Raw genomic sequence first — 20,422 nt, forward strand, 5'->3', positions numbered from 1 at the left:
TCTCCTTCGGCCTTGGTGTTACCACTGAGTATCGGAGACGGGGTTGACGAACCCGCGCCGCGCGCCGGGTATCTGATCATTGGTCGCGTCCAAGCCGCGACGGGCGGGCCGCAGCGCCCCGCCGACTGACGAGGGAGATGTTGCCGTGCGCAAGCCGGACCGCCGGGTGCTACCGACGATCATCGGCGTGTCCGTGCTCGCCACCCTCGGAACGGGGACGGGGCTGGTCGTCCTCGACCCGCCCAAGGCCGACGGCCCCGCCGCCGCCGTCCCGCTCCAGGACAAGCAGGCCCGCTTCGTCGCCGCGTCCGGCGACACCCGGCTCGCCGCCGCGACCGTCGCGCCGCTCGGCAAGCGCCGCACCCCGCACATCCTGGTCGCCGCGCCGAACACGCTGCCCGGCGAGACCGTCGAGCGCGTCCGCCGCACCAAGCGCGTGACCGGCGTCGAGGTCGTGGACGCCGTCCAGGCCAAGGTCGCGGGCAAGCAGGTCGGCCTGCTCGGCGTGGACCCGTCCACCTTCCGCAACTTCACCCCGAAGCCGACCGCGAAGGCGGACGGCCTGTGGCGCAACATCGCCGCGGGCGACGCCGCGATCTCGTTCACGATGGGCAGCGACGGCGGCGTCAAGCTGGGCAGCCAGATCCCGATCGCCGGACGCGACGGCCGGTCCGCGCAGGTCCGCGTCGGCGCGTACGCGACGATGGGCATCGGCGACGTGGACGCGGTCGTGTCCCACGCGACCGCGCAGACGCTCGGCATGCCGACGTCCAACGCGATGCTGATCAGCCTCACCGAGAAGGACGACGCGCGCGCCTTCGTCAAGAAGCTCAAGAAGCAGTTGCCGAAGGGCACCAAGGCCGTCGAGGTCAACCCGGCGCTGGACTACCCGTCCTCGACGGGCAAGGTCCCGAGCGCCAGCGGCGAGGTTTTGACGGCCGCGCAGGTCCAGACCGTCATCAAGGCGGCGTACACGCGGCTCGGCTGGCCGTACGTGTGGGGCGGCGAGTCCGAGGCCGAGGGCGGCTACGACTGCTCGGGCCTCATGCAGTACGCGTTCGACCGGGTCGGCATCCACCTGCCGCGCGTCGCCGCCGACCAGGCCCGCACCGGCTGGGTCCTGCCGTACAGCAAGGCCCAGCCGGGCGACATGCTGACCTGGGCCAACGACCCCACCAACCCCGGCTACATCTCGCACATCGCGCTGTACCTCGGCAACGGCAAGATGATCGCCGCGCCGCACACCGGCACGGTCGTGCAGATCCAGAACGTCTACCTGACGAACTTCAAGGGCGCGATCCGGGTCAACCCGCGCGTCGCGAACCGGCTGGGCGCCGGCGGCTGACGCCGCGTCCGCTGGCCGCCCGGCCCGGTCGCCGGGTAATTTCGATGACATGACAGCGAATGCGTCGGCGGACCAGCTCCGGGGCTGGTTCTCCGGACGGCTCCCGGACGGCTGGTTCGAGGGCGCGCCCGAGATCGTCCTCGACCGCGAGGAGGTCTCGGTCGTCGGCCGCCTCGCCGAACCGGCCGCGGCCCCGGGCGCGTCCGACGCCGAGCGGGCGGCGGCCGTGGAGGGGCACGTCGCCCGGTTCCGCGAGGCCACCCGCGACCACCGGATCGCCATCGCGCGCGAGGCCGAGCACCGCTTCGGGCACAAGGTGTCCTGGGGCGTCGCGTGCGGCGGGCACCGCGAGATGTTCACGACGCTGTCGGTCCCGGTCATGACGCGGCTGCGGCAGCCCGAGCGGCGCGTCCTCGACACGCTGGTCGAGGCGGGCGTGGCGCGCAGCCGCAGCGACGCCCTCGCCTGGTGCGTGCGGCTCGTCGGCAGGAACACCGACGAGTGGCTGGGCGAGCTGCGCGCCGCCCTGGAGCACGTCGAGCGCGCCCGCGCGGCCGGTCCCACCGCCTGACCTCTTGCCGGATCACGGCCTGTCCAAGGTGTGATCATGGCTGTGACCTGCCTTAATGTGGTCAGTGAAGATCGTTTTCGAGGCGGGGAGGGGACGCGTGCGGGGACTGCGCTGCCTGGACGGGTCGTCGCTGGCCGTCCTGCCGGTGCCCGCGCGGGACCGGGGCGGCGCGCCCTTCGAGGTCACCCTGGAGCTGCGCCGCGACGGCGCGGCGTTCGGCGCGGTGGGGGAGCGCTGCGGGCACCGGCTCGCGGCGCTGGCGGCGGGCGTCGCGGCGGCCCGCGCGGACGGCTCGCCGCAGGCCGCCCGCTGGCCGGACCCCGACGACCGGTTCCCCGGCCCGGAGGACGGCCCCGGCGGCGAGTGGGAGCTGTTCGCCTTCCGCTACCGCGAGCGCGCGGACGCCCCCGGCTGCGGCGAACTGCGCTGCACGCTGCGCACGTCCGCCCGCTGGGTGGGATCGGGGGACGGGGGAGCCTGGCGGGTCTCCCGCCGCGCGGTCGTCGAAGCCTGGGGCTCCACCGGACGCGGCGTCCGCGCCGTCCTCACCTCCGGCGAACTATTCGACTTCCTCACCGATCTCACCGGAGAAATCCGTTCGCTACCCTAAAGTCCTCCGCGCCCCGGCACCGGGACGCACCATCCCGCGTCTCATGAATGGAACACATCGGCCGCGGCCACCCGTTCTTCAACCCGACCACGAACGGCGACCACGGACTCACGCGGCCGCACGGCCGCGAGCCGCCAGGCGGGCGGCCGGGCGGGCGCAGCGCGGAGGATGCACCGCAGCGAGCGCCAGCGAGCGAGGACGCATGCTCCGCGCCTCGGGGGGTGTGGGGGGTCGTCCCCCCACAATGAAACGCGGGGGGTTGTAAGGGGGGTCGACCCCCCTTAAGAGAAGGGACCACCAGCATGTCGACTCGACCCACCGAGCCCGGCCGCGCGGCGCGCCTGGCGGCGGCGGTGCGGCGGAGCCGCCCGTACGGCGTCGTCCGCGACGCGGCGTACCGCATGTACGAGCGCCGGGTGGAGTCGTCGCTGCCGACGGACATCACGCCGCGCCACGTCGGCGTGATCCTGGACGGGAACCGCCGCTGGGCGCGCTCGCAGGGCCACGCGGACGTCAACAGCGGCCACCGCCGGGGCGCCGACAAGATCTCGGAGCTGCTGCGCTGGTCGGACGAGGCGGGCGTGGAGGTCGTCACGCTGTGGCTGCTGTCCACCGACAACCTGAACCGCCCGGCGGGCGAGCTGGAGCCGCTGCTGCGGATCATCGAGGACACGGTGGAGCGGCTGGCGGCGGACGGGCGGCACGTCCGGCCGGTCGGCGCGCTGGACCTGCTGCCCGATAGGACCGCCCGTGTCCTGAAAGCGGCCCGCGAGGCCACATCCGATGCCCCCGGCCTGATTGTGAACGTCGCGGTTGGGTATGGGGGAAGGCGTGAGATCGCTGATGCGGTGCGCTCTCTGCTCGTCGAGCAGGCGGCCAGGGGCACCAGCATCGAGGAACTCGCCGAGGTCCTCGAAGTGGAGCACATCGCCGAGCATCTCTACACGCGCGGCCAGCCGGACCCCGACCTGGTCATCCGCACGTCGGGTGAGCAGCGCCTGTCGGGTTTCATGCTGTGGCAGAGCGCCCATTCGGAGTTCTACTTCTGCGAGGTCCACTGGCCGGACTTCCGCAAGGTGGACTTCCTGCGCGCCCTGCGCTCGTACGCCGCGCGCCACCGGCGCTACGGTTCCTGAGGTCGTCCCCACGGGGCACGCCCCGCCCACCGCCCCGCCGCCCGGCACCGGCCCTCCGAGCCGTCCGTGCCGCGCCGGGACGGACCGCCGCGCCACCGGTAGTCCCCCATCTGCCAGGGAGATCGAGTGGCCACAACCTCCCCGCGCCGTCCCGAGTCAGGGAACCCCGCCGAAGCCGCCGCTTCGGACCGGCGCACGTACGTCCTCGACACGAGCGTCCTGCTCGCCGACCCGGGGGCGATGACCCGGTTCGCCGAGCACGAGGTCGTGCTTCCCCTCGTCGTCATCTCGGAGCTGGAGGCCAAACGCCACCATCCCGAACTCGGCTACTTCGCCCGCCAGGCGCTGCGCACGCTGGACGACCTCCGGCTCGCGCACGGCAGGCTGGACGAGGCCCTGCCGGTGGGCGACCAGGGCGGCACGGTGCGCGTCGAGCTGAACCACTCCGATCCGAGCGTCCTGCCGGCCGGGTTCCGGCTGGGGGACAACGACACCCGCATCCTGTCGGTGGCGGGCTGGCTGAAACACGAGGGCCGGGACGTCGTCCTGGTCTCCAAGGACCTCCCGATGCGGGTGAAGGCGTCGTCGGTGGGCCTGGCCGCCGAGGAGTACCGCGCGGAGCTGGCGGTCGTCGAGTCCGGCTGGACGGGCATGCGGGAGCTGGAGCTGCCCGCCGGGGCCGTGGAGGAGCTGTACGAGCGGGGCGCCGCCGAGCTGCCGGAGGCCCGCGACCTGCCCTGCCACACGGGGCTGCGCATCCTGTCGGAGCGGGGGTCGGCGCTCGGCCGCGTCCTGCCGGACAAGTCGGTGCGGCTCGTCCGCGGCGACCGGGACGTGTTCGGGCTGCGGGGCCGGTCGGCGGAGCAGCGCGTCGCGCTGGACCTGCTGACCGACGAGGACGTCGGCATCGTCTCGCTCGGCGGGCGCGCGGGGACGGGCAAGTCCGCGCTGGCGCTGTGCGCGGGCCTGGACGCGGTGATGGAGCGCCGCCGCCACCGCAAGGTCGTCGTCTTCCGCCCGCTGTACGCGGTGGGCGGGCAGGACCTCGGCTACCTGCCGGGGTCGGAGAACGAGAAGATGTCGCCCTGGGCGCAGGCGGTGTTCGACACGCTGTCGGCGGTCACGACCCCCGAGGTGATCGAGGAGGTCATCGACCGGGGGATGCTGGAGGTCCTGCCGCTCACCCACATCCGCGGCCGGTCGCTGCACGACGCGTTCGTGATCGTGGACGAGGCGCAGTCGCTGGAGCGCGGCGTGCTGCTGACGGTGCTGTCGCGGATCGGCGCGGGCTCGCGCGTCGTCCTGACGCACGACGTGGCGCAGCGGGACAACCTGCGGGTCGGCCGGCACGACGGGGTCGCCGCCGTCGTGGAACGGTTGAAGGGGCATCCGCTGTTCGCCCACGTGACGCTGACGCGTTCGGAACGGTCCCCGATCGCGGAACTCGTCACCGATCTGCTGGGCGACGTCGGGGCGTGACGCGGGACGGGCCGTCCGGGGTTCCGGGCGGCCCGCTCGTGCCGGTGAGTTGTCGTTGACCGTCCGTGTTCGTCCGTTACCGGACGGTATAGTTGTGAGGAAGGTCACTCTCTAGCACCCGGGGTCGAAGAACCGCAGCTCCGCAGGCCGTTCCACGGCCCTCCCACGCAGGTTGACAACACGCCGCCCCGCACCTTCCATCTCGATTCGGTTGCGGAGCGGCCCCGGCGGTCGGGCATTGTGTGTCCCCGTAAGCACCTCTGGAACGGTGCCACGGCCTGCGCCTCCCCCCGGCGAACCCGCGCGCGGGCCGACCCGTTCCGCGCCCGGACGGCCGCCTCGGCGGCCCGCCGGGACGGGGTGAGGCCGCTCGCACGCGCGCCCATGCCGTGCGACCGTCGGAAGGACCGCCTTGTCCGGAGACTCGTTCGGGTCACCCAGGCGAGACGATCGACAGTCCTCCTTCTTCCCCGCGCCGGACGCGGCCGTCCCCGACGTCCGCGTCGCGGGGCCCCGCCCCGGCGCGCCGGACACCGCCGCGCGCTCCGGCGACACCGCGGGGCTGCCCGCGGTCGGCTCGGCGGCCCTGCACGGCGCGCCGCCCGGCCCGGGGTTCGACGGTCCGGGGCTCGACGAGCGGGGGTTCGACCAGGCCGTGCTCGGCGGCGCCGTGGTCGGTGGGCCGGGCGGGCAGCCCGTGGTGGGACAGCCCGAGCAGCCCGGGTTCGAGCAGCCCGGCGGCGAGCAGGCCGGGTTCGGGCAGGGCGCGGCGGACGAGATCGAGATCGGCGGCCCGCGCCGCCGGTCGCCGTCCGGGCCGTCCCGCACCGAGCTGGGCCGCGCGCGCCGCAGCCGGGCCAAGGCCGCCCGCCCGCGCGCGGCGTCCGGCGAGCCGGGCAGCGGCACGGGTCATAACACGGGCCACAGCACGGGCCATAACACGGGCCGCCGTACCGGCCTCGCGGTCGCCGCCGTCGTCGGCGGGGCCGTCCTGGCGGTCGGTTGCGGCTCGGTCGCCGCGTTCGCGCTGACCGGCGACGGCGGCAAGGGCGGCGACTCCGGCACGGTCGCGTCCGCGCCCGTCGCCGACGCCGCCGTCCCCGAGGTCGACACCACCGCGCTCGCGGCCGCGCGCCGCAAGGAGGCCGTCAAGCGCGCGGCCGAGTCGAGCACGCTCGGCGCGCCGACGCTGCGCTCCAAGGGCGAGCCGATCCCCACCGAGACGCCCAAGCCCAAGTCCGACGGCGACGGCGGCGGGGGCACGGGCGGCGGCGCGGGAGCGGACCCCGTCCCGGCGGGCGAGGCCCAGCAGATCGCCAAGGGCATGCTGCCGAGCTTCGGCTTCGACGGCGACGGCCAGTTCGCGTGCCTGGTCAACCTGTGGAACCGGGAGAGCGGCTGGCGCACCACCGCCGCGAACCCGTCCGGCGCGTACGGCATCCCGCAGGCGCTGCCCGGCTCGAAGATGGCCAGCGCCGGTTCCGACTGGCGGACGAGCGCCCGCACGCAGATCAAGTGGGGCCTCGGCTACATCAAGGGCCGCTACGGCACGCCGTGCGGGGCGTGGAGCTTCTTCCAGTCGCACAACTCGTACTGACCCGGCCGCCCCGGGTCCGGCGTCAGCCGTCGGACTCGGCGGGCCGCGTCATCGACAGCACGTCCAGGACGGCGTCCAGCTCCTCCTCGGTGATGGACCCGTCCGCCACGTGGCCGCGCTCCAGCACGACGTCGCGGATCGTCCTGCGCTCGGCGAGGGCCTGCTTGGCGATCCGCGCGGCCTCCTCGTAGCCGACGTACCGGTTCAGCGGCGTCACGATCGACGGCGAGGACTCGGCGTACTCGCGGAGCCGGCCCGCGTCCGCCTCAATGCCGTCCACGCAGCGGTCCGCGAGCAGCCGCACGACGTTGGAGAGCAGCGCGACCGACTCCAGGACGTTGCGCGCCATCATCGGCAGCATCACGTTCAGCTCGAAGCTGCCCGCCGCGCCGCCCGTCGCGACGGCCGCGTCGTTCCCGATGACCTGCGCCGCGACCTGCAGCGTCGCCTCCGGCAGGACCGGGTTCACCTTCCCCGGCATGATCGACGAGCCGGGCTGCAGGTCGGGCAGCCGGATCTCGGCGAGCCCGGTGCGCGGCCCCGACCCCATCCAGCGCAGGTCGTTGGCGATCTTGGTGAGGCCGACCGCGATGGTCTTCAGCGCGCCGCTGGCCTCGACCAGGCCGTCCCGCGCGCCCTGCGCCTCGAAGTGGTCGCGCGCCTCGGTGAACGGCAGGCCGGTCGCGTCCGCGAGTTCGGCGATGACGCGCGCCGCGAAGCCGGGCGGGGTGTTGATGCCCGTCCCGACGGCCGTGCCGCCGAGCGGCAGCTCCGCGAGCCGGGGCAGGACGGCCTCCAGCCGCTCCACGCCGTACCGGACCTGCGCGGCGTACCCGCCGAACTCCTGGCCGAGCGTGACGGGCGTGGCGTCCATCAGATGCGTGCGGCCCGCCTTGACGACGTCGGCGAACTCCGCCGCCTTGCGCACCAGCGCGGCCTCCAGGTGCCGCAGCGCCGGGATCAGGTCGTGGACGACGGCCGTGGTCGCCGCGATGTGGATGGACGACGGGAACACGTCGTTGGACGACTGGGACGCGTTGACGTCGTCGTTGGGGTGGACGGGCCGCCCCACCCGCTCCTGCGCGAGCGTCGCGATGACCTCGTTGGCGTTCATGTTGGACGAGGTGCCCGACCCGGTCTGGAACACGTCGATCGGGAACTGGTCGTCCCAGCGGTTCTCCGCGACCTCCAGCGCGGCGGCGGCGACGGCCTCCGCGACGCTCGGCTCCAGCACGCCGAGCCCGGCGTTGACCTTCGCGGCGGCGGCCTTGATCCGGCCGAGCGCGGCGATGTGCGCCGACTCCAGCCCGCGCCCGGAGATCGGGAAGTTCTCCACCGCCCGCTGGGTCTGGGCGCGCCACTTCGTGGCGGCGGGAACCCGGACCTCCCCCATCGAATCGTGCTCGACCCGGTACTCCCCGGACTCGGACATGACGCCTGCACCTCCGGCTGATCGCGCGTTCTCCGCTGTTCGGTGCAGCGAAGACCCGTCCCCGACCATTCCCCGGCGGGCGCGGTTCATTGATCACACCGTGCCCGGAACACCGTGCTCCCAACACCGGGCTCGCACCACGGGCTCGCACCACGGGCTCGCACCACGGGCTCGCACCACGGGCTCGCACCACGGGCTCGCACCACCGGCCGCGTCAGTCCTTGGTGTCGGCCCGGACGGTGTAGTTGCGGCGTTCGCCGGGGGAGCCGAGGGGCTTCTTCGCGCCGTTCACCCAGACCTCGCAGGCCGACGCGTCGTACACGACGGCGTTGAGCCGGGGCTGGTCGTAGCGCCGCGCGCTGCCGACCGCGACCGTCTCGTTGTTGGCCAGGACGGTCAGCGTGTCGCCGGGGACCGCGACGAAGATCCGGCAGCCCGCCGTCCGGCCCCGGATCATGAGCGTGCCCGTCCCGTCGGCGGGCGCGGACGCGGGCGCGGCGGTCGGCGGCGTCTTGGGGTCAGGCTCGCCGGAGTCGCGCATCATCCCGATCGCGAGCGCCGTCGCCCCGATTCCGCAGGACGCGACGACGCCGCCGACGAGCGCGACGACGGCGGCCATCCGCAGCCGGGGCGCGCGCGTCCGGCGCGCCGAGCGCGGCCCGGTCAGGGCGCGTTCCAGCCGGTCGACGGCGCGGGCGTGGGTGAGCCGCCGCGTCGGGTGCTTCTCCAGCAGCCCGGTGATGACGGGGGCGAGCGCCCCGGCCCGGCGCGGTGTCGGCGGCGGCTCGTTGGCCAGGGCGCTGAGCGTCGCCATGACGTTGTCGCGTTCGAACGGCGGCTTGCCCTCCACCGCCGCGTACAGCGTCGCGCCGAGGGACCACAGGTCCGAGCGCGGCGTGGCCTTGTCCCCGGCCGCGACCTCCGGCGCGACGTAGGCGGGGGAGCCCATGAAGTGCCCGGTCTTGGTGAGGCTGGCCGAGCCGGAGGAGAACGCGAGCCCGAAGTCGGTGAGGACGACGCGGTCCCCGTCGAGCAGCACGTTGCTGGGCTTGAGGTCGCGGTGGACGATCCCGGCCCGGTGCGCCACCGCGAGCGCGTCGAGCAGGCGGCGGCCGATGTACCCGACCTGGTCGGGCGGGAGCGGGCCGTCGCGGTCGATGAGCTGTTCCAGACTGGGCGCCTCGATCAGCTCCATGACGATCCACGGCCGGCCCTGCTCGATGACCACGTCGTACACCTCGACGATCGAGGTGGAGCGGAGCTGGGCGGGGGCCCGGGCCTCACGGAGCGTCCGGCGGTAGAAGACGACCCGGTCGTTCTCGGAGAGGTCGGCGGGCAGCTTGAGCTCCTTGATCGCCACCGCGCGATCGAGGAGGTCGTCATGGCCGCGCCAGACGGTGCCGTTGGCACCCTGGCCGATTTCCGAGACCAGCCGGTAGCGCGTCGCGAGCACGAGGCGCTCAGACTGAGACATGGGGGAAAGATACCGGAGTGGCCGCGCGGTCATTGGGGAGACCGCGCGACCAACCCGCTTTTCGGGCCGATACTGTGACCTCCCCGCGGGCGCGGGCGCGCGGCGGCGTGAAAGTTCCGCCGACGGGGCGTGTCCGGGGGGTGGACTCTTTGTCACCCGGGCGCAGGTGGGGGACGGGTTCCGGGGCGATGTCCGTAACTGCGCGCGGGGCCGGTCCGAAGCGCGCGCGCTGTCCGAAATGTTGTGGATTGTCCGTTCGGTGGGCGGATCGAAGATGATCAACGGCGCGGCGAACGGCTCCTTTTCCGGATGATCAAAGAGCGGGCGTCCCGCGCGGGACGCCCGCCCCCATTCAGCGGCGGCCGATGCTCAGCACCGGGCCCGTCGTGTCGGCGAAGAAGTCGTCGCCCTTGTCGTCCACCACGACGAACGCCGGGAAGTCCTCGACCTCGATCTTCCAGACCGCCTCCATGCCCAGCTCCGGGTACTCCAGGACCTCGACCTTCTTGATGCAGTCCTGCGCGAGCCGCGCCGCCGGGCCGCCGATCGAGCCCAGGTAGAAGCCGCCGTGCGCCTTGCACGCGTCCGTGACCTGCTGCGACCGGTTGCCCTTGGCCAGCATCACCAGCGAGCCGCCCGCCGCCTGGAACTGCTCGACGTAGGAGTCCATCCGGCCCGCCGTCGTCGGCCCGAACGAGCCCGACGCGTAGCCCTCCGGCGTCTTGGCCGGGCCCGCGTAGTAGACCGCGTGGTCGCGCAGGTACTGCGGCATCGGCTCGCCCGCGTCCAGCCGCTCCTTGATCTTGGCGTGCGCGATGTCGCGCGCGACGACGAGCGGGCCGGTCAGCGACAGCCGCGTCTTCACCGGGTAGCGGGTCAGCTCGGCGCGGATCTCGTCCATCGGCCGGTTGAGGTCGATCCGGACGACGTCGCCGTCCAGGTGCTCGTCGGTGGTGTCGGGCAGGAAGCGCGCCGGGTCGGTCTCCAGCTTCTCCAGGAACACGCCCTCGGCCGTGATCTTGGCGACGGCCTGCCGGTCCGCGCTGCACGACACCGCGATGGCCACCGGGCACGACGCGCCGTGCCGGGGGAGCCGGATGACGCGCACGTCGTGGCAGAAGTACTTGCCGCCGAACTGCGCGCCGATGCCGAGCCGCTGCGTCAGCTCGAAGACCTGCGCCTCCAACTCGGTGTCGCGGAAGCCGTGGCCCAGCGGGGAGCCCGCGTCCGGCATCGTGTCGAGGTAGTGCGCGGACGCGTACTTGGCCGTCTTCAGCGCGAACTCCGCCGACGTGCCGCCCACCACGATCGCCAGGTGGTACGGCGGGCACGCGGCCGTCCCCAGGCTGCGGATCTTCTCCTCCAGGAAAGTGAGCATCCGCTTGGGGTTCAGGACGGCCTTGGTCTCCTGGTACAGGAACGACTTGTTCGCGCTGCCGCCGCCCTTGGCCATGAAGAGGAACTTGTACGCGTCGCCGGGCGTGGCGTACAGCTCGATCTGCGCGGGGAGGTTGTTGCCGGTGTTCTTCTCGTCCCACATCGTCACCGGCGCCATCTGCGAGTAGCGCAGGTTCAGCCTGGTGTACGCGTCGTAGACCCCGCGCGAGATGTGCTCCTCGTCGCGGCCGTCGGTGAGGACGTGCTGGCCGCGCTTGCCCATGACGATCGCCGTACCGGTGTCCTGGCACATCGGCAGGACGCCGCCGGACGCGATGCCCGCGTTCTTCAGCAGGTCCAGCGCGACGAACCGGTCGTTCGGGCTGGCCTCCGGGTCGTCGAGGATCTTGCGGAGCTGCGCCAGGTGCGCCGGGCGCAGCAGGTGCGCGATGTCGCGCATGGCGGTCTCGGTGAGCAGCCGCAGCGCCTCCGGCTCGACCTGGAGGAACGTCCGCCCGTTCGCCTCGAACGTGGACACTCCGTCGCTGGTGAGCAGCCGGTATTCGGTCTCGTCCGGGCCGAGGGGCAGCAGGTCGGTGTAGGAGAACTCAGGCATCGTGATCCTCGCGCGTTCCGATGGGGGCCGCCCTACAGGTTACGACTCCGGCCCGCGCCTCCGGCCGTCCGGGGCGAACGGCGACGCCCGCGACGACGCCCGCCGCGACCAGTGCGGACCCGGCGAGCGCGGCCGGGCCGGGCGTCCCGAGACCGCACACGACCGTCGTCGCGACCGCGCTCACCGGCAGGACGCCGGTGAACAGCCCGGCGCGGTCCGCGCCGATCCGCGCGACCGCGCCGTACCAGAGCACGAACGCGACCGTCGTGATGACGACGGCGAGGAACAGCAGGCCCGCCAGCTCTTCCGCGGACGGGACGCGCACGACGCCCGTCCCGTCCACCGCGACGCCCGCCGCGAGCAGCATCGGCGCGGCGAGCGCCGCCGTGTACGCCGACACGCGCAGCGGCCCGAGCCGGGGGAGCAGCGGGACGGCCAGCAGCGAGAAGCACACCTCCCCGGCCAGCGCGCCCGCCGAGAACGCGAGGCCGCGCGCGGTCGCGTCCCCGAACCCGGTCGCCAGCGCGGCGCCCGCCGCGACGGCGACCGCGCCCGCCACGACGGCCGGGGCGGGCCGGGCGCGGCGTGCGAGCAGCGGCGCGGCGACCGCGAGGACGACCGGGGACGCCCCGATGACCGTCCCCGTCGTCGCCGGGCTCGTGTCGCGCACGGCGGCCAGCACGCACAGGTTGAACCCGGCGAGCCCCGTCGCGGCGAGCGCGGCGAGGAGCACCAGGTCCCGCGCCCGCAACCGGACGGGCGGCGCTCCGGCGCGGCGGACGAGCAGGCCCAGCAGCGCGGCGGCCGCCGCGTACCGCACGGCCTGCCCGCCGAGCGCCGGATAGCCCTCGATCGTCTTGGAGACGGCCGGGAGCATTCCCACCAGCGCCATCCCGAGCGCGGCCCCCAGCATCGCGCGGGGGATTCCGGCGGAGACGGGCGGACTGTCGGAGATCGTCATGTCATGGGACGCTAAGCGCGCCCTGGACCACCGAACAGGGCCAATCCGACCCCCGTTCACCGGACCAATGACCGATCTGCACCTCGCGCTGGACCGCGCGGCGGGCGGGCTGTCCGCCCAGGTGGCCGCCGGGCTGCGCGCGGGCGCGCGCGCCGGGCGGCTCCCCGCCGGGACGCGGCTGCCGTCGAGCCGGGCGCTCGCGCGCGACCTCGGCGTCTCGCGCGGCGTCGTCGTGGCCGCCTACGAGCAGTTGCTGGCGGAGGGGTTCCTGGTCGCGCGGCGCGGGGACGGCACGCGGATCGCGGCGCTCGTCCGGCCCGACGCGCCGCGTCCGGCCGCCGACGTTCCGGCCGCCGCGCCCGCCGCCGTCGCCGATCTGCGGCCCGGTCAGCCGGACCTCGCCGCGTTCCCGCGCGCCCGGTGGCTGGCCGCGCTGCGGGCCGCCCTGCGCGACACCCCGCACGACGAGCTGCTGGCCTACCCCGACCCGGCGGGCGACCCCGCCCTGCGCGCCGAACTCGCCGGATACCTCGGACGCGTCCGCGCGGCCGCCGCGACCGCCGACCGGATCACCGTGACGGGCGGCGTCGCGCACGGGCTGTCGGCGGTCGCGCGGCTGCTCGCGGCGGACGGGCGGCGGGCGCTGGCCGTCGAGGACCCGACGAGCGAGCGGCAGCTCCCGCTGCTGCGCGCGGCCGGGGCGGAGCCCGTCCCGGTGCCGGTGGACGGCGAGGGCCTGGACGTCGCCGCGCTCGCCGCCACCGGTGCGCGCGCCGTGCTCGTCACGCCCGCGCACCAGTACCCGACCGGGGTCGTGCTGTCGCCCGCCCGCCGCGCGGCGCTCCTCGCGTGGGCGCGCGACACCGGTGGCATCGTCGTCGAGGACGACTACGACGCCGAGTTCCGCTACGACCGCGACCCGGTCGGCTGCCTCCAGGGCGTCGACCCCGAGCGGGTCGTGCTGCTCGGCTCGGTGAGCAAGGCGCTCGCGCCCGCGCTGCGGCTCGGCTGGGCCGTCGCGCCGCCCGCGCTGTCGGCGGCGCTGCGCGCCCACCGCGCGCTGACCGACCTCGGCGGCCCGGTGCCCGAGCAGCGCGCGCTGGCGCGGTTCCTGGCGGACGGCGGCCACGACCGGCACCTGCGGACGATGCGCCGCCGCTACCGGGAGCGCCGGGACGCGCTCGCCGCCGCGCTGCGCGTCCGGCTGCCGGGCGCGGTCGTGCGCGGCGTCTCGGCGGGCCTGCACCTGTACGTGGAGCTTCCGGCGGGCTGCGACGAGGACGCGGTCGTCGCCGCGGCCGCCGCCGACGGCGTCCTGGTGACCGGCGCGCGCGCCACCTGGTCGGCGGCGCGCGCCGCCGCCGCGCCGCCCGCGCTGATCCTCGGTTACGGCCGGACCGCAACGGCGCGTCTGGACCGGTCCGTAGAAGTCCTCGCGCGGGCGGTTACCCCAAGTGCGCGCGGGTAGAAGCCCGGTCCGAAGCGATGCGAGGGATGCGGGAGGACCGATGAGTCTGGACGAGGCCGCGCGACAGCTCAAGATGGCGGCCCACGACGCCCAGGTGTCGTTCGACTGCGTGGGTCTCGGCGACCTGGCCCGCGCGCAGGAGCACGCCGTGACCCTGCGCGCCGCCGCCGACGCGGCCTTGACCGCGCTCGGCCGCGCCCTGGAGGACCTCTCCCCCCAGGAAGCCCGCTCCGCGGGCGAAGACGCCGTAACGGCCCTGGCCGAGGACGGGTAGGCGTGGGGGGCGACGCCCCCGCGGCCGCTCGCGAGCGGCCGGGCGCTGTCTTGTTGGGTCCGCGCGGCTTACGCGATGGGGCGTTCTGAGACCGGAGGCTGCACCGCGGGCTTGGTCTCCGCGGGCTCGAAGCCCTTGGCCAGCGCGATGATGACCAGGGTCAGGACCGCCGGGACCGCGTAGGACGCCTGGTAGCTGGCCAACGGCTGGACGATCAGGACGACGATCGCGCCGAACACGAACCCCACGTAGTTGAAGATGTTGACGCGGGCGACGGCGACGCCGAGGCCGGACGGGTCGGCCTTGCCCGCCGCCGAGAACGAGATCGGCGCGACGACGCACAGCCCGAGCCCGGTGATGGCGAACCCGGCGATGGCCATCGCCGGGTTCTGCGCGACCACGACGAGGATCAGCCCGACCGCGCCCGCGACCGTCCCGGCGCGCACGACGCGCGTCGCGCCGAAGCGCCGCACGGCGAAGTCCGCGACGGCCCGGCTGGCGACCATCGCGACCTGGTAGGCGGCGAGCCCGAGCGGCGCGACGTCCTTGGCGTGCAGGTCGTTGTCGAAGAACAGCGACCCGAAGTTCGAGAGCATCGAGTCGGCGAGGTAGAAGCACGCCATCGCGATGCCGATGATCAGGACGGGCCGCCACGGGACGAGCTTGGCCGCCGCCTTCAGTTCCTCCCCGGCGGGCAGCGTGACCTCCTCGGCCTTGGTCGCCAGGCGCGGCCCGGTGGTCAGCGACACCGCGATCCCGAGGACGGCGGGGATCGCGAACCCGACCGCCAGCGACGTCGAGAGGTGGTCGGGGTAGATGTAGCTGTTGGACACCCACGCCCACACCGCGCCGAGTCCGGCCGCCGCGCTCCACAGCGCGTGGAAGCCGGTGAGGATGCTGACGCCGTAGGCGCGTTCGGCGGTGACGGCCTGCGCGTTCATGGACGCGTCCACGGCCCCGACGAACAGCCCGAACAGCGCCACCGCCGCGTACAGCGCGAGGTTGTTGCTCCCGGTGAGCCCGACCGCGAGGATCGACAGGCACACCAGCGGCTGGGAGACGCGCAGGACGGGCCCGCTGCCGAACCGCCCCATGAGCGGCGCGGCGACGGCGCTGCCGACGCCCGCGATGATCGGCACGCAGAGGACGACGATGTTGATCTGGTCGTCGGTCATCCCGTGGGCGTCGCGGATCTGGTTGACGCGGCTCACCAGGGCGGCGAAGCACAGGCCCTGGACGGCGAAGGCGGCATATCCGGCGGCGCGGGCCTGCCGGGTGCGCGCGGTGATCCCGCTGCCCGTCATGGCGTCCTTCTTTCAGCAACATGAATAATTTTCATGTGAGCGTAGGGTTCGCGGTACGGGCCGGTCAATGATGCCGCACGACCCTATTCACCCCAAACCGTATGGTCGCGGCCACGGGAAGCGGGGTGGGGAAAGCGCCGCGCGCTGGCTACTGTGGGGCGCGTGGACACGTCCAGCCCCCGCGGCGCCGGGGAACCGGTGCGGCGCGTCAGCGAGCTGCGCGCCTCCGACGCCGACCGGGAGCGCGTCGTCGCGCTGCTCGGGGAGGCCCTCGGCGACGGCCGCATCACCCTCGACGAGCACGCCGAGCGGACCGAGCGCGCGTACGCGGCGCGCACCCTCGGCGAGCTGACCGGCCTCACCGGCGACCTCGGGCCCAGCGAGGCGCAGCCGATCATCGTGGACGACAAGCCCGTCTCGGTCGCGTTCGGACGCGTCCGGCGGGAGGGGCGCTGGGTCGTCCCGGTGAAACTGCCGCTGTTCGCGCTGTTCGGCACGGTCGAGCTGGACCTGCGCGACGCCGTGCTCCAGCGGCGGCACATCGTGGTGGACGCGCTCGTCCTCGGCGGCCGGGTCCGGCTGCTCGTGCCGGACGGCGTCCGCGTCCGCGTCACCGGCCGCACCGTCCTGGCGACGCGCGAACTGCGGCACCGGCCCGTCGAGGGCGGCCCCACCGTGGAGATCGTCGGGACGCTGCTGTTCGGCTCGGTGAGCGCCCGCGCGCCCAAGCGGACGCTCCGCGACCGCGTCCGCGGCCGCCTCCCCGGGAACCGGCGGGACCGGGACCGCTGACGCGCGCCCCCGGCCCCGCCGCCGGTCACACCGCCGCGTCGAAGTTGATCGCGCTGTAGGCGCGCAGCTTCTCCAACTGGTGCTCGCTGGTGATCGACCGGATCGTCCCGCTGCGCGACCGCATGACGAGCGAGTGCGTCGTCGCGACGCCCTTGCCGTAGCGGACGCCGTCCACCAGCTCGCCGTCGGTGATGCCCGTCGCTGCGAAGAACGCGTCCTCGGAGGTGACGAGGTCGTCGGTGGTCAGGACGCGGCCGAGGTCGTGCCCCGCTTCCACGGCCTTGCGGCGCTCGGCGTCGTCCTGCGGCCAGAGCCGGCCCTGGATCACACCGCCCAGCGCCTTGATCGCGCACGCCGCGATGATGCCCTCGGGGGTGCCGCCGATGCCGAGCAGCAGGTCCACGCCCGTCCCGGCGCGGGCCGCCATGATCGCGCCGGCGACGTCGCCGTCCAGGATGAACTTGATCCGCGCGCCCGCCTCGCGGACCTCCTTGACGATGCCCTCGTGGCGCGGCCGGTCCAGGATGACGACGGTCACGTCCTCGACCGACGAGCCCTTGGCGCGCGCGACGGCGCGGATGTTGTCGCCGATCGGGCGCTCGATGTCCACGGCGTCGCGGGCCTCCGGGCCGGTGACCAGCTTCTCCATGTAGAAGACCGCCGAGGGGTCGTACATCGAACCGCGGGGGGCCACCGCGAGCACGGCGATGGCGTTGTTCATGCCGAGGGCCGTCAGCCGGGTGCCGTCCACCGGGTCGACGGCCACGTCGCACTCGGCGCCGGTGCCGTCCCCGACGTGCTCGCCGTTGAACAGCATCGGGGCGTTGTCCTTCTCGCCCTCGCCGATGACGACGACGCCCTGCATCGACACGGTGTTGATCAGTTGCCGCATCGCGTTCACGGCGGCGCCGTCGGCGCCGTTCTTGTCGCCCCGGCCGACCCAGCGCGCGGCGGCCATCGCCGCGGCCTCGGTCACCCGGACGAGTTCGAGCGCCAGGTTGCGGTCGGGCGCGGAGGGCTCGGTGGTCAGCGGCGAGGACACGGTCGTTTCGTCGGACATGACGTGGCAGCCCTTTCGGTCGGTGTGACTCGAATTCTCCGTAATGTCCGGCCTGGCTCACAAATTGGACCAGACCAGAGACACCGCGTGACCGCCACCGGTAGGGCGCGAAAGTCCCGGCGGCGGGTACAGGGCGGGTACAGGGATCGTTTCCCCCGGAGCGAGGGCGTAATCTCAGCACTCATGAGCAGCGACATCGACGTGCCGTCCGGCGGAGTGGACGCGGCCGCCCCCGCGCCGCGCACCTCCGACCGCGGGGCCGCCACCCGCACGGCCCTGCTGAACGCCGCGCGGGACGTCTTCTGTGAGTCCGGGTTCGCGCAGGCCGCCGTCACCGACATCGTCGCCCGCGCGGGCGCCAGCGTCGGCAGCCTGTACCACCACTTCAACGGCAAGGCCGACCTGTACCTCACGCTGTTCGACGAGTTCCAGGCCCGCCAGCAGGAGCGCACCCGCGAGGCCATCACCGCCGTCCGGGACGCGGGCGAGGCCGACCCGATGCGGCAGTTCATCGCGGGCGCGGGCGCCTACCTCGACGGCTGCCTCGCCGAACGCGCCGTCGCGCGGCTGTTCATCTCCGGCGACGGCCCGCCCGGCTTCGACCGCGTCATGCGCCAGCGCCTCAACCGCTGGGCGCGGCGCAACGCGGCGCTGTTCCACACCGCGGACGGCGGCGTGGACGAGGCCCTCGTCATCGTCCTGACCGGCGCGATGGCGGGCGCGGTCTCCGAGGTCGCGCAGGGCGACGACGAGCGCGAGTCCCGGCGGCTCGCCGACGCGATCATGGACATCGTCGGCACGATCCGGAACCCGCGTACCGAGCAGCGCTGACCGTGCGCGATGCTGGAGGGGTGAGCGACACGACGCAGACGCCCGCCCCCGAGAGCCCCGCCGCGCCGCGGTCGGCCGCCGGCCGGCCCGTGGTGGAGGTCAGCCCGGGTGTCCACAAGCGGCTGACGACCGGGCTCGGCGGGTTCACGATCGCGCTGGCCGCCTGCTTCGCGCTCGTCGCGGTGATCTACTTCATCACCCCGCGCGGCGACAAGGAGGTGCTGCCGACCGTCGACTACGCGGGGCACCTGCTCGCCATGCGGTCCGGCGCGCCCTACACGCCGCAGGCCCCCGAGGGGCTGCCCGCGCGGTGGCGGCCGACGAGCTCGCGCGTCAACGGGCTCGGCTCGTCCGGTCAGCCGGTCGCCTGGCACCTCGGCTTCGTCACGCCCTCGGACGAGTACGCGGCGCTGGAGCAGAGCGACGAGAAGCCCGCCGCGTACATCCCGCGGATGACCAACAGCAAGAACCCCACGGGCACGCGGGAGATCGCGGGCGCGACCTGGCAGACGTACTACCGCAAGGACAAGAAGGCGTACTCGCTGGCCCGGACGCTGCCCGGCGGCCCGACCGTCGTCGTGACCGGCACCGCGGGCTACGACGAGCTGGCGGTCCTCGTCACCGCCCTGCGCCCCCAGCCCAAGCCTTAGAACGGCGCGGCCGCGTCGCCCTCCGGCTTGGTCGCGGCGGCGAGGCGGGCGCGCGCGCCCTCCAGCCACTCCTCGCAGACCTCCGCCAGCTTCTCGCCGCGCTCCCACAGCGCCAGCGACTCCTCCAGCGTCAGGCCGCCCGCCTCCAGCTTCCGGACGACGTCGGTGAGCTGGTCGCGGGCTTGCTCGTAGGTCAGTTTCTCGTCGGCCACGCGGTCCACCCTAGGGGGCGTCGGTGACGGTCGCGGCGACGCGCCCGTCCGCGAGGCGGAGCAGCACCCCGTCCCCGGCGGCGACGTCGGCCGTCGAGCGGACGATGCCGTCGCCCTCGCCCGCCTCGGCGCGCTGGACGATCGCGTAGCCGCGCGCCAGCGTCGCGGCGGGGGACAGCGCGACCAGCCGCGCCCGCGTGTGCGCCAGCTCGTCGCCCGCCCGGTGCAGCGCGCCGGTCAGGCAGCGGCGCGTCCGGTCGCGGAGCGCGGCGACGCCCTCGGCCTGCCGCTCGATCTCGCGGACCGGGTCCGCGAGGGCGGGCCGCGTCCGCATGCCGCGCAGCCAGGCCGTCTCGCGTTCGAGGCCGCCCGCGAGGACGCGGCGGCCCCGGTCGCGGAGCTGGCGGACGTACTCCAGTTGCTCGCGCACGTCCGGCACGACGCGCTTGGCGGCGTCGGTCGGCGTGGAGGCGCGCACGTCCGCGACGAGGTCGAGCAGCGGGCTGTCCTGCTCGTGCCCGATCGCGCTGACGACCGGCGTCCGCGCCGCCGACACCGCGCGGACCAGGGCCTCGTCGGAGAACGGCAGCAGGTCCTCCATCGACCCGCCGCCGCGCGCGATGACGATCACCTCGACGGCGGGGTCGGCGTCCAGCTCGCGCAGCGCGCCGAGCACCTCCCGGACGGCGTGCGCGCCCTGGACGGCCGTGTTCCGCACGGTGAACGCCACGGCGGGCCAGCGCCGCCGCGCGTTGCGCAGGACGTCGTGCTCGGCGTCGGAGTCGCGCCCGCAGATCAGCCCGACCGTGCCCGGCAGGAACGGCAGCGCCCGCTTGCGCTCGGGCCGGAACAGCCCCTCGGCGGCGAGCACCTGCTTGAGCTGTTCGAGCCGGGCCAGCAGCTCGCCGACGCCGACCGGGCGGACCTCGATCGCACTGAGCGAGAACGTGCCCCGGTTGATCCAGAAGTCCGGTTTGGCGTGGACGACGACGCGCGCCCCGTCGGTGACGGCCGGTCCGGCGGCCTGGAACACCGCGCGCGGCCCGACGAGCCGGACGGACATGTTCGCCACCGGGTCGCGCAGCGTCACGTAGACCGTGGCGCCGCGCGCGTTGAGCTCGGTGATCTGGCCCTCGACCCAGATGCGGCCGAGCCGTCCGATCCAGCCGCCGACCGCCTGGAGCACGGTCCGCACGGGCACCGGCGACTCGGCCGAGGTCTCCATCCCCATGC

General features: G+C 74.3%; 19 protein-coding genes. 11 read left to right on the plus strand and 8 right to left on the minus strand.

Annotation, left to right across the window (positions count from 1 at the left end):
- Positions 1-145 precede the first annotated feature (145 nt).
- The 6 genes from G339_RS0102335 to G339_RS39660 all read left to right on the plus strand — a co-directional run bounded on the left by G339_RS0102335 (position 146) and on the right by G339_RS39660 (position 6,738).
- Complete coding sequence (locus tag G339_RS0102335) at positions 146-1,345, plus strand: C40 family peptidase (protein ID WP_019629467.1); 1,200 nt, start codon at positions 146-148, stop codon at positions 1,343-1,345.
- 49 nt (positions 1,346-1,394) lie between these two features.
- Positions 1,395-1,916: a hypothetical protein gene (locus G339_RS0102340; RefSeq protein ID WP_019629468.1), complete on the plus strand. Its 522-nt coding sequence runs from the start codon at positions 1,395-1,397 to the stop codon at positions 1,914-1,916.
- A 97-nt stretch (positions 1,917-2,013) separates the two neighbouring features.
- On the plus strand, positions 2,014-2,526 hold the full coding sequence (locus G339_RS0102345; protein WP_019629469.1) for a hypothetical protein: 513 nt from the start codon (positions 2,014-2,016) through the stop codon (positions 2,524-2,526).
- 302 nt (positions 2,527-2,828) lie between these two features.
- On the plus strand, positions 2,829-3,662 hold the full coding sequence (locus tag G339_RS0102350) for an isoprenyl transferase (protein WP_019629470.1): 834 nt from the start codon (positions 2,829-2,831) through the stop codon (positions 3,660-3,662).
- A 126-nt stretch (positions 3,663-3,788) separates the two neighbouring features.
- Positions 3,789-5,141 carry a PhoH family protein gene (locus G339_RS0102355; protein WP_019629471.1) on the plus strand — a complete coding sequence of 451 codons (1,353 nt, stop codon included), beginning with the start codon at positions 3,789-3,791 and terminating at the stop codon, positions 5,139-5,141.
- A 412-nt stretch (positions 5,142-5,553) separates the two neighbouring features.
- On the plus strand, positions 5,554-6,738 hold the full coding sequence (locus G339_RS39660; RefSeq protein ID WP_019629472.1) for an aggregation-promoting factor C-terminal-like domain-containing protein: 1,185 nt from the start codon (positions 5,554-5,556) through the stop codon (positions 6,736-6,738).
- 22 nt (positions 6,739-6,760) lie between these two features.
- On the opposite strand, the gene G339_RS0102365 is transcribed toward G339_RS39660, so the two are convergent.
- From G339_RS0102365 to G339_RS0102380, 4 genes are all read right to left on the minus strand, one after another.
- Positions 6,761-8,170, minus strand: coding sequence for a class II fumarate hydratase (locus tag G339_RS0102365; protein ID WP_019629473.1), 1,410 nt, complete (start codon positions 8,168-8,170; stop codon positions 6,761-6,763).
- A gap of 214 nt (positions 8,171-8,384) precedes the next feature.
- Positions 8,385-9,644, minus strand: coding sequence for a serine/threonine-protein kinase (locus G339_RS36320; protein WP_169514701.1), 1,260 nt, complete (start codon positions 9,642-9,644; stop codon positions 8,385-8,387).
- Positions 9,645-9,996: 352 nt separating this feature from the next.
- Positions 9,997-11,637, minus strand: a complete 1,641-nt coding sequence (locus G339_RS0102375; protein ID WP_019629474.1) for a fumarate hydratase — start codon at positions 11,635-11,637, stop codon at positions 9,997-9,999.
- The gene (locus tag G339_RS0102380; RefSeq protein WP_019629475.1) at positions 11,630-12,598 is read right to left on the minus strand and encodes a DMT family transporter; all 969 of its coding nucleotides are present in this window, start codon (positions 12,596-12,598) and stop codon (positions 11,630-11,632) included. The genes G339_RS0102375 and G339_RS0102380 overlap by 8 nt, the downstream gene beginning before the upstream one ends.
- Positions 12,599-12,665: 67 nt before the next feature.
- Between G339_RS0102380 and pdxR the strand changes: the two genes are divergently transcribed.
- Together pdxR and G339_RS0102390 are read left to right on the plus strand one after the other, a co-directional pair.
- On the plus strand, positions 12,666-14,066 hold the full coding sequence (gene pdxR, locus G339_RS0102385; protein WP_019629476.1) for a MocR-like pyridoxine biosynthesis transcription factor PdxR: 1,401 nt from the start codon (positions 12,666-12,668) through the stop codon (positions 14,064-14,066).
- A gap of 40 nt (positions 14,067-14,106) precedes the next feature.
- A complete protein-coding gene (locus G339_RS0102390) occupies positions 14,107-14,340 on the plus strand; it encodes a hypothetical protein (protein ID WP_019629477.1) in 234 nt (77 codons plus the stop codon).
- A 68-nt stretch (positions 14,341-14,408) separates the two neighbouring features.
- Here the strand turns inward: G339_RS0102390 and G339_RS0102395 are convergent, their stop codons facing one another.
- Positions 14,409-15,644, minus strand: a complete 1,236-nt coding sequence (locus G339_RS0102395; RefSeq protein ID WP_019629478.1) for an MFS transporter — start codon at positions 15,642-15,644, stop codon at positions 14,409-14,411.
- Between the two features lie 162 nt (positions 15,645-15,806).
- Between G339_RS0102395 and G339_RS0102400 the strand changes: the two genes are divergently transcribed.
- Entirely contained in the window at positions 15,807-16,436 is a 630-nt protein-coding gene (locus G339_RS0102400; RefSeq protein ID WP_019629479.1) for a DUF1707 SHOCT-like domain-containing protein, read from the plus strand.
- A 25-nt stretch (positions 16,437-16,461) separates the two neighbouring features.
- Here G339_RS0102400 and glpX read toward each other — a convergent pair whose 3' ends face one another.
- A complete protein-coding gene (glpX, locus tag G339_RS0102405; protein ID WP_019629480.1) occupies positions 16,462-17,496 on the minus strand; it encodes a class II fructose-bisphosphatase in 1,035 nt (344 codons plus the stop codon).
- A gap of 183 nt (positions 17,497-17,679) precedes the next feature.
- On the opposite strand from glpX, the gene G339_RS0102410 reads away from it, so the two are divergent.
- Both G339_RS0102410 and G339_RS0102415 read left to right on the plus strand, forming a co-directional pair.
- On the plus strand, positions 17,680-18,327 hold the full coding sequence (locus tag G339_RS0102410; protein ID WP_019629481.1) for a TetR/AcrR family transcriptional regulator: 648 nt from the start codon (positions 17,680-17,682) through the stop codon (positions 18,325-18,327).
- A gap of 20 nt (positions 18,328-18,347) precedes the next feature.
- A complete protein-coding gene (locus tag G339_RS0102415) occupies positions 18,348-18,977 on the plus strand; it encodes a DUF4245 domain-containing protein (protein ID WP_019629482.1) in 630 nt (209 codons plus the stop codon).
- On the opposite strand, the gene G339_RS0102420 is transcribed toward G339_RS0102415, so the two are convergent.
- Positions 18,974-19,189 carry an exodeoxyribonuclease VII small subunit gene (locus tag G339_RS0102420; protein ID WP_019629483.1) on the minus strand — a complete coding sequence of 72 codons (216 nt, stop codon included), beginning with the start codon at positions 19,187-19,189 and terminating at the stop codon, positions 18,974-18,976. The genes G339_RS0102415 and G339_RS0102420 overlap by 4 nt on opposite strands.
- A gap of 10 nt (positions 19,190-19,199) precedes the next feature.
- Positions 19,200-20,420 (minus strand): exodeoxyribonuclease VII large subunit, encoded by a 1,221-nt coding sequence (gene xseA / locus G339_RS0102425; RefSeq protein ID WP_019629484.1) that lies wholly within the window; start codon positions 20,418-20,420, stop codon positions 19,200-19,202.
- Positions 20,421-20,422: the final 2 nt, after the last annotated feature.

It is taken from the genome of Actinomadura atramentaria DSM 43919 (assembly GCF_000381885.1).
Classification (GTDB): Bacteria; Actinomycetota; Actinomycetes; order Streptosporangiales; family Streptosporangiaceae; genus Spirillospora; species Spirillospora atramentaria.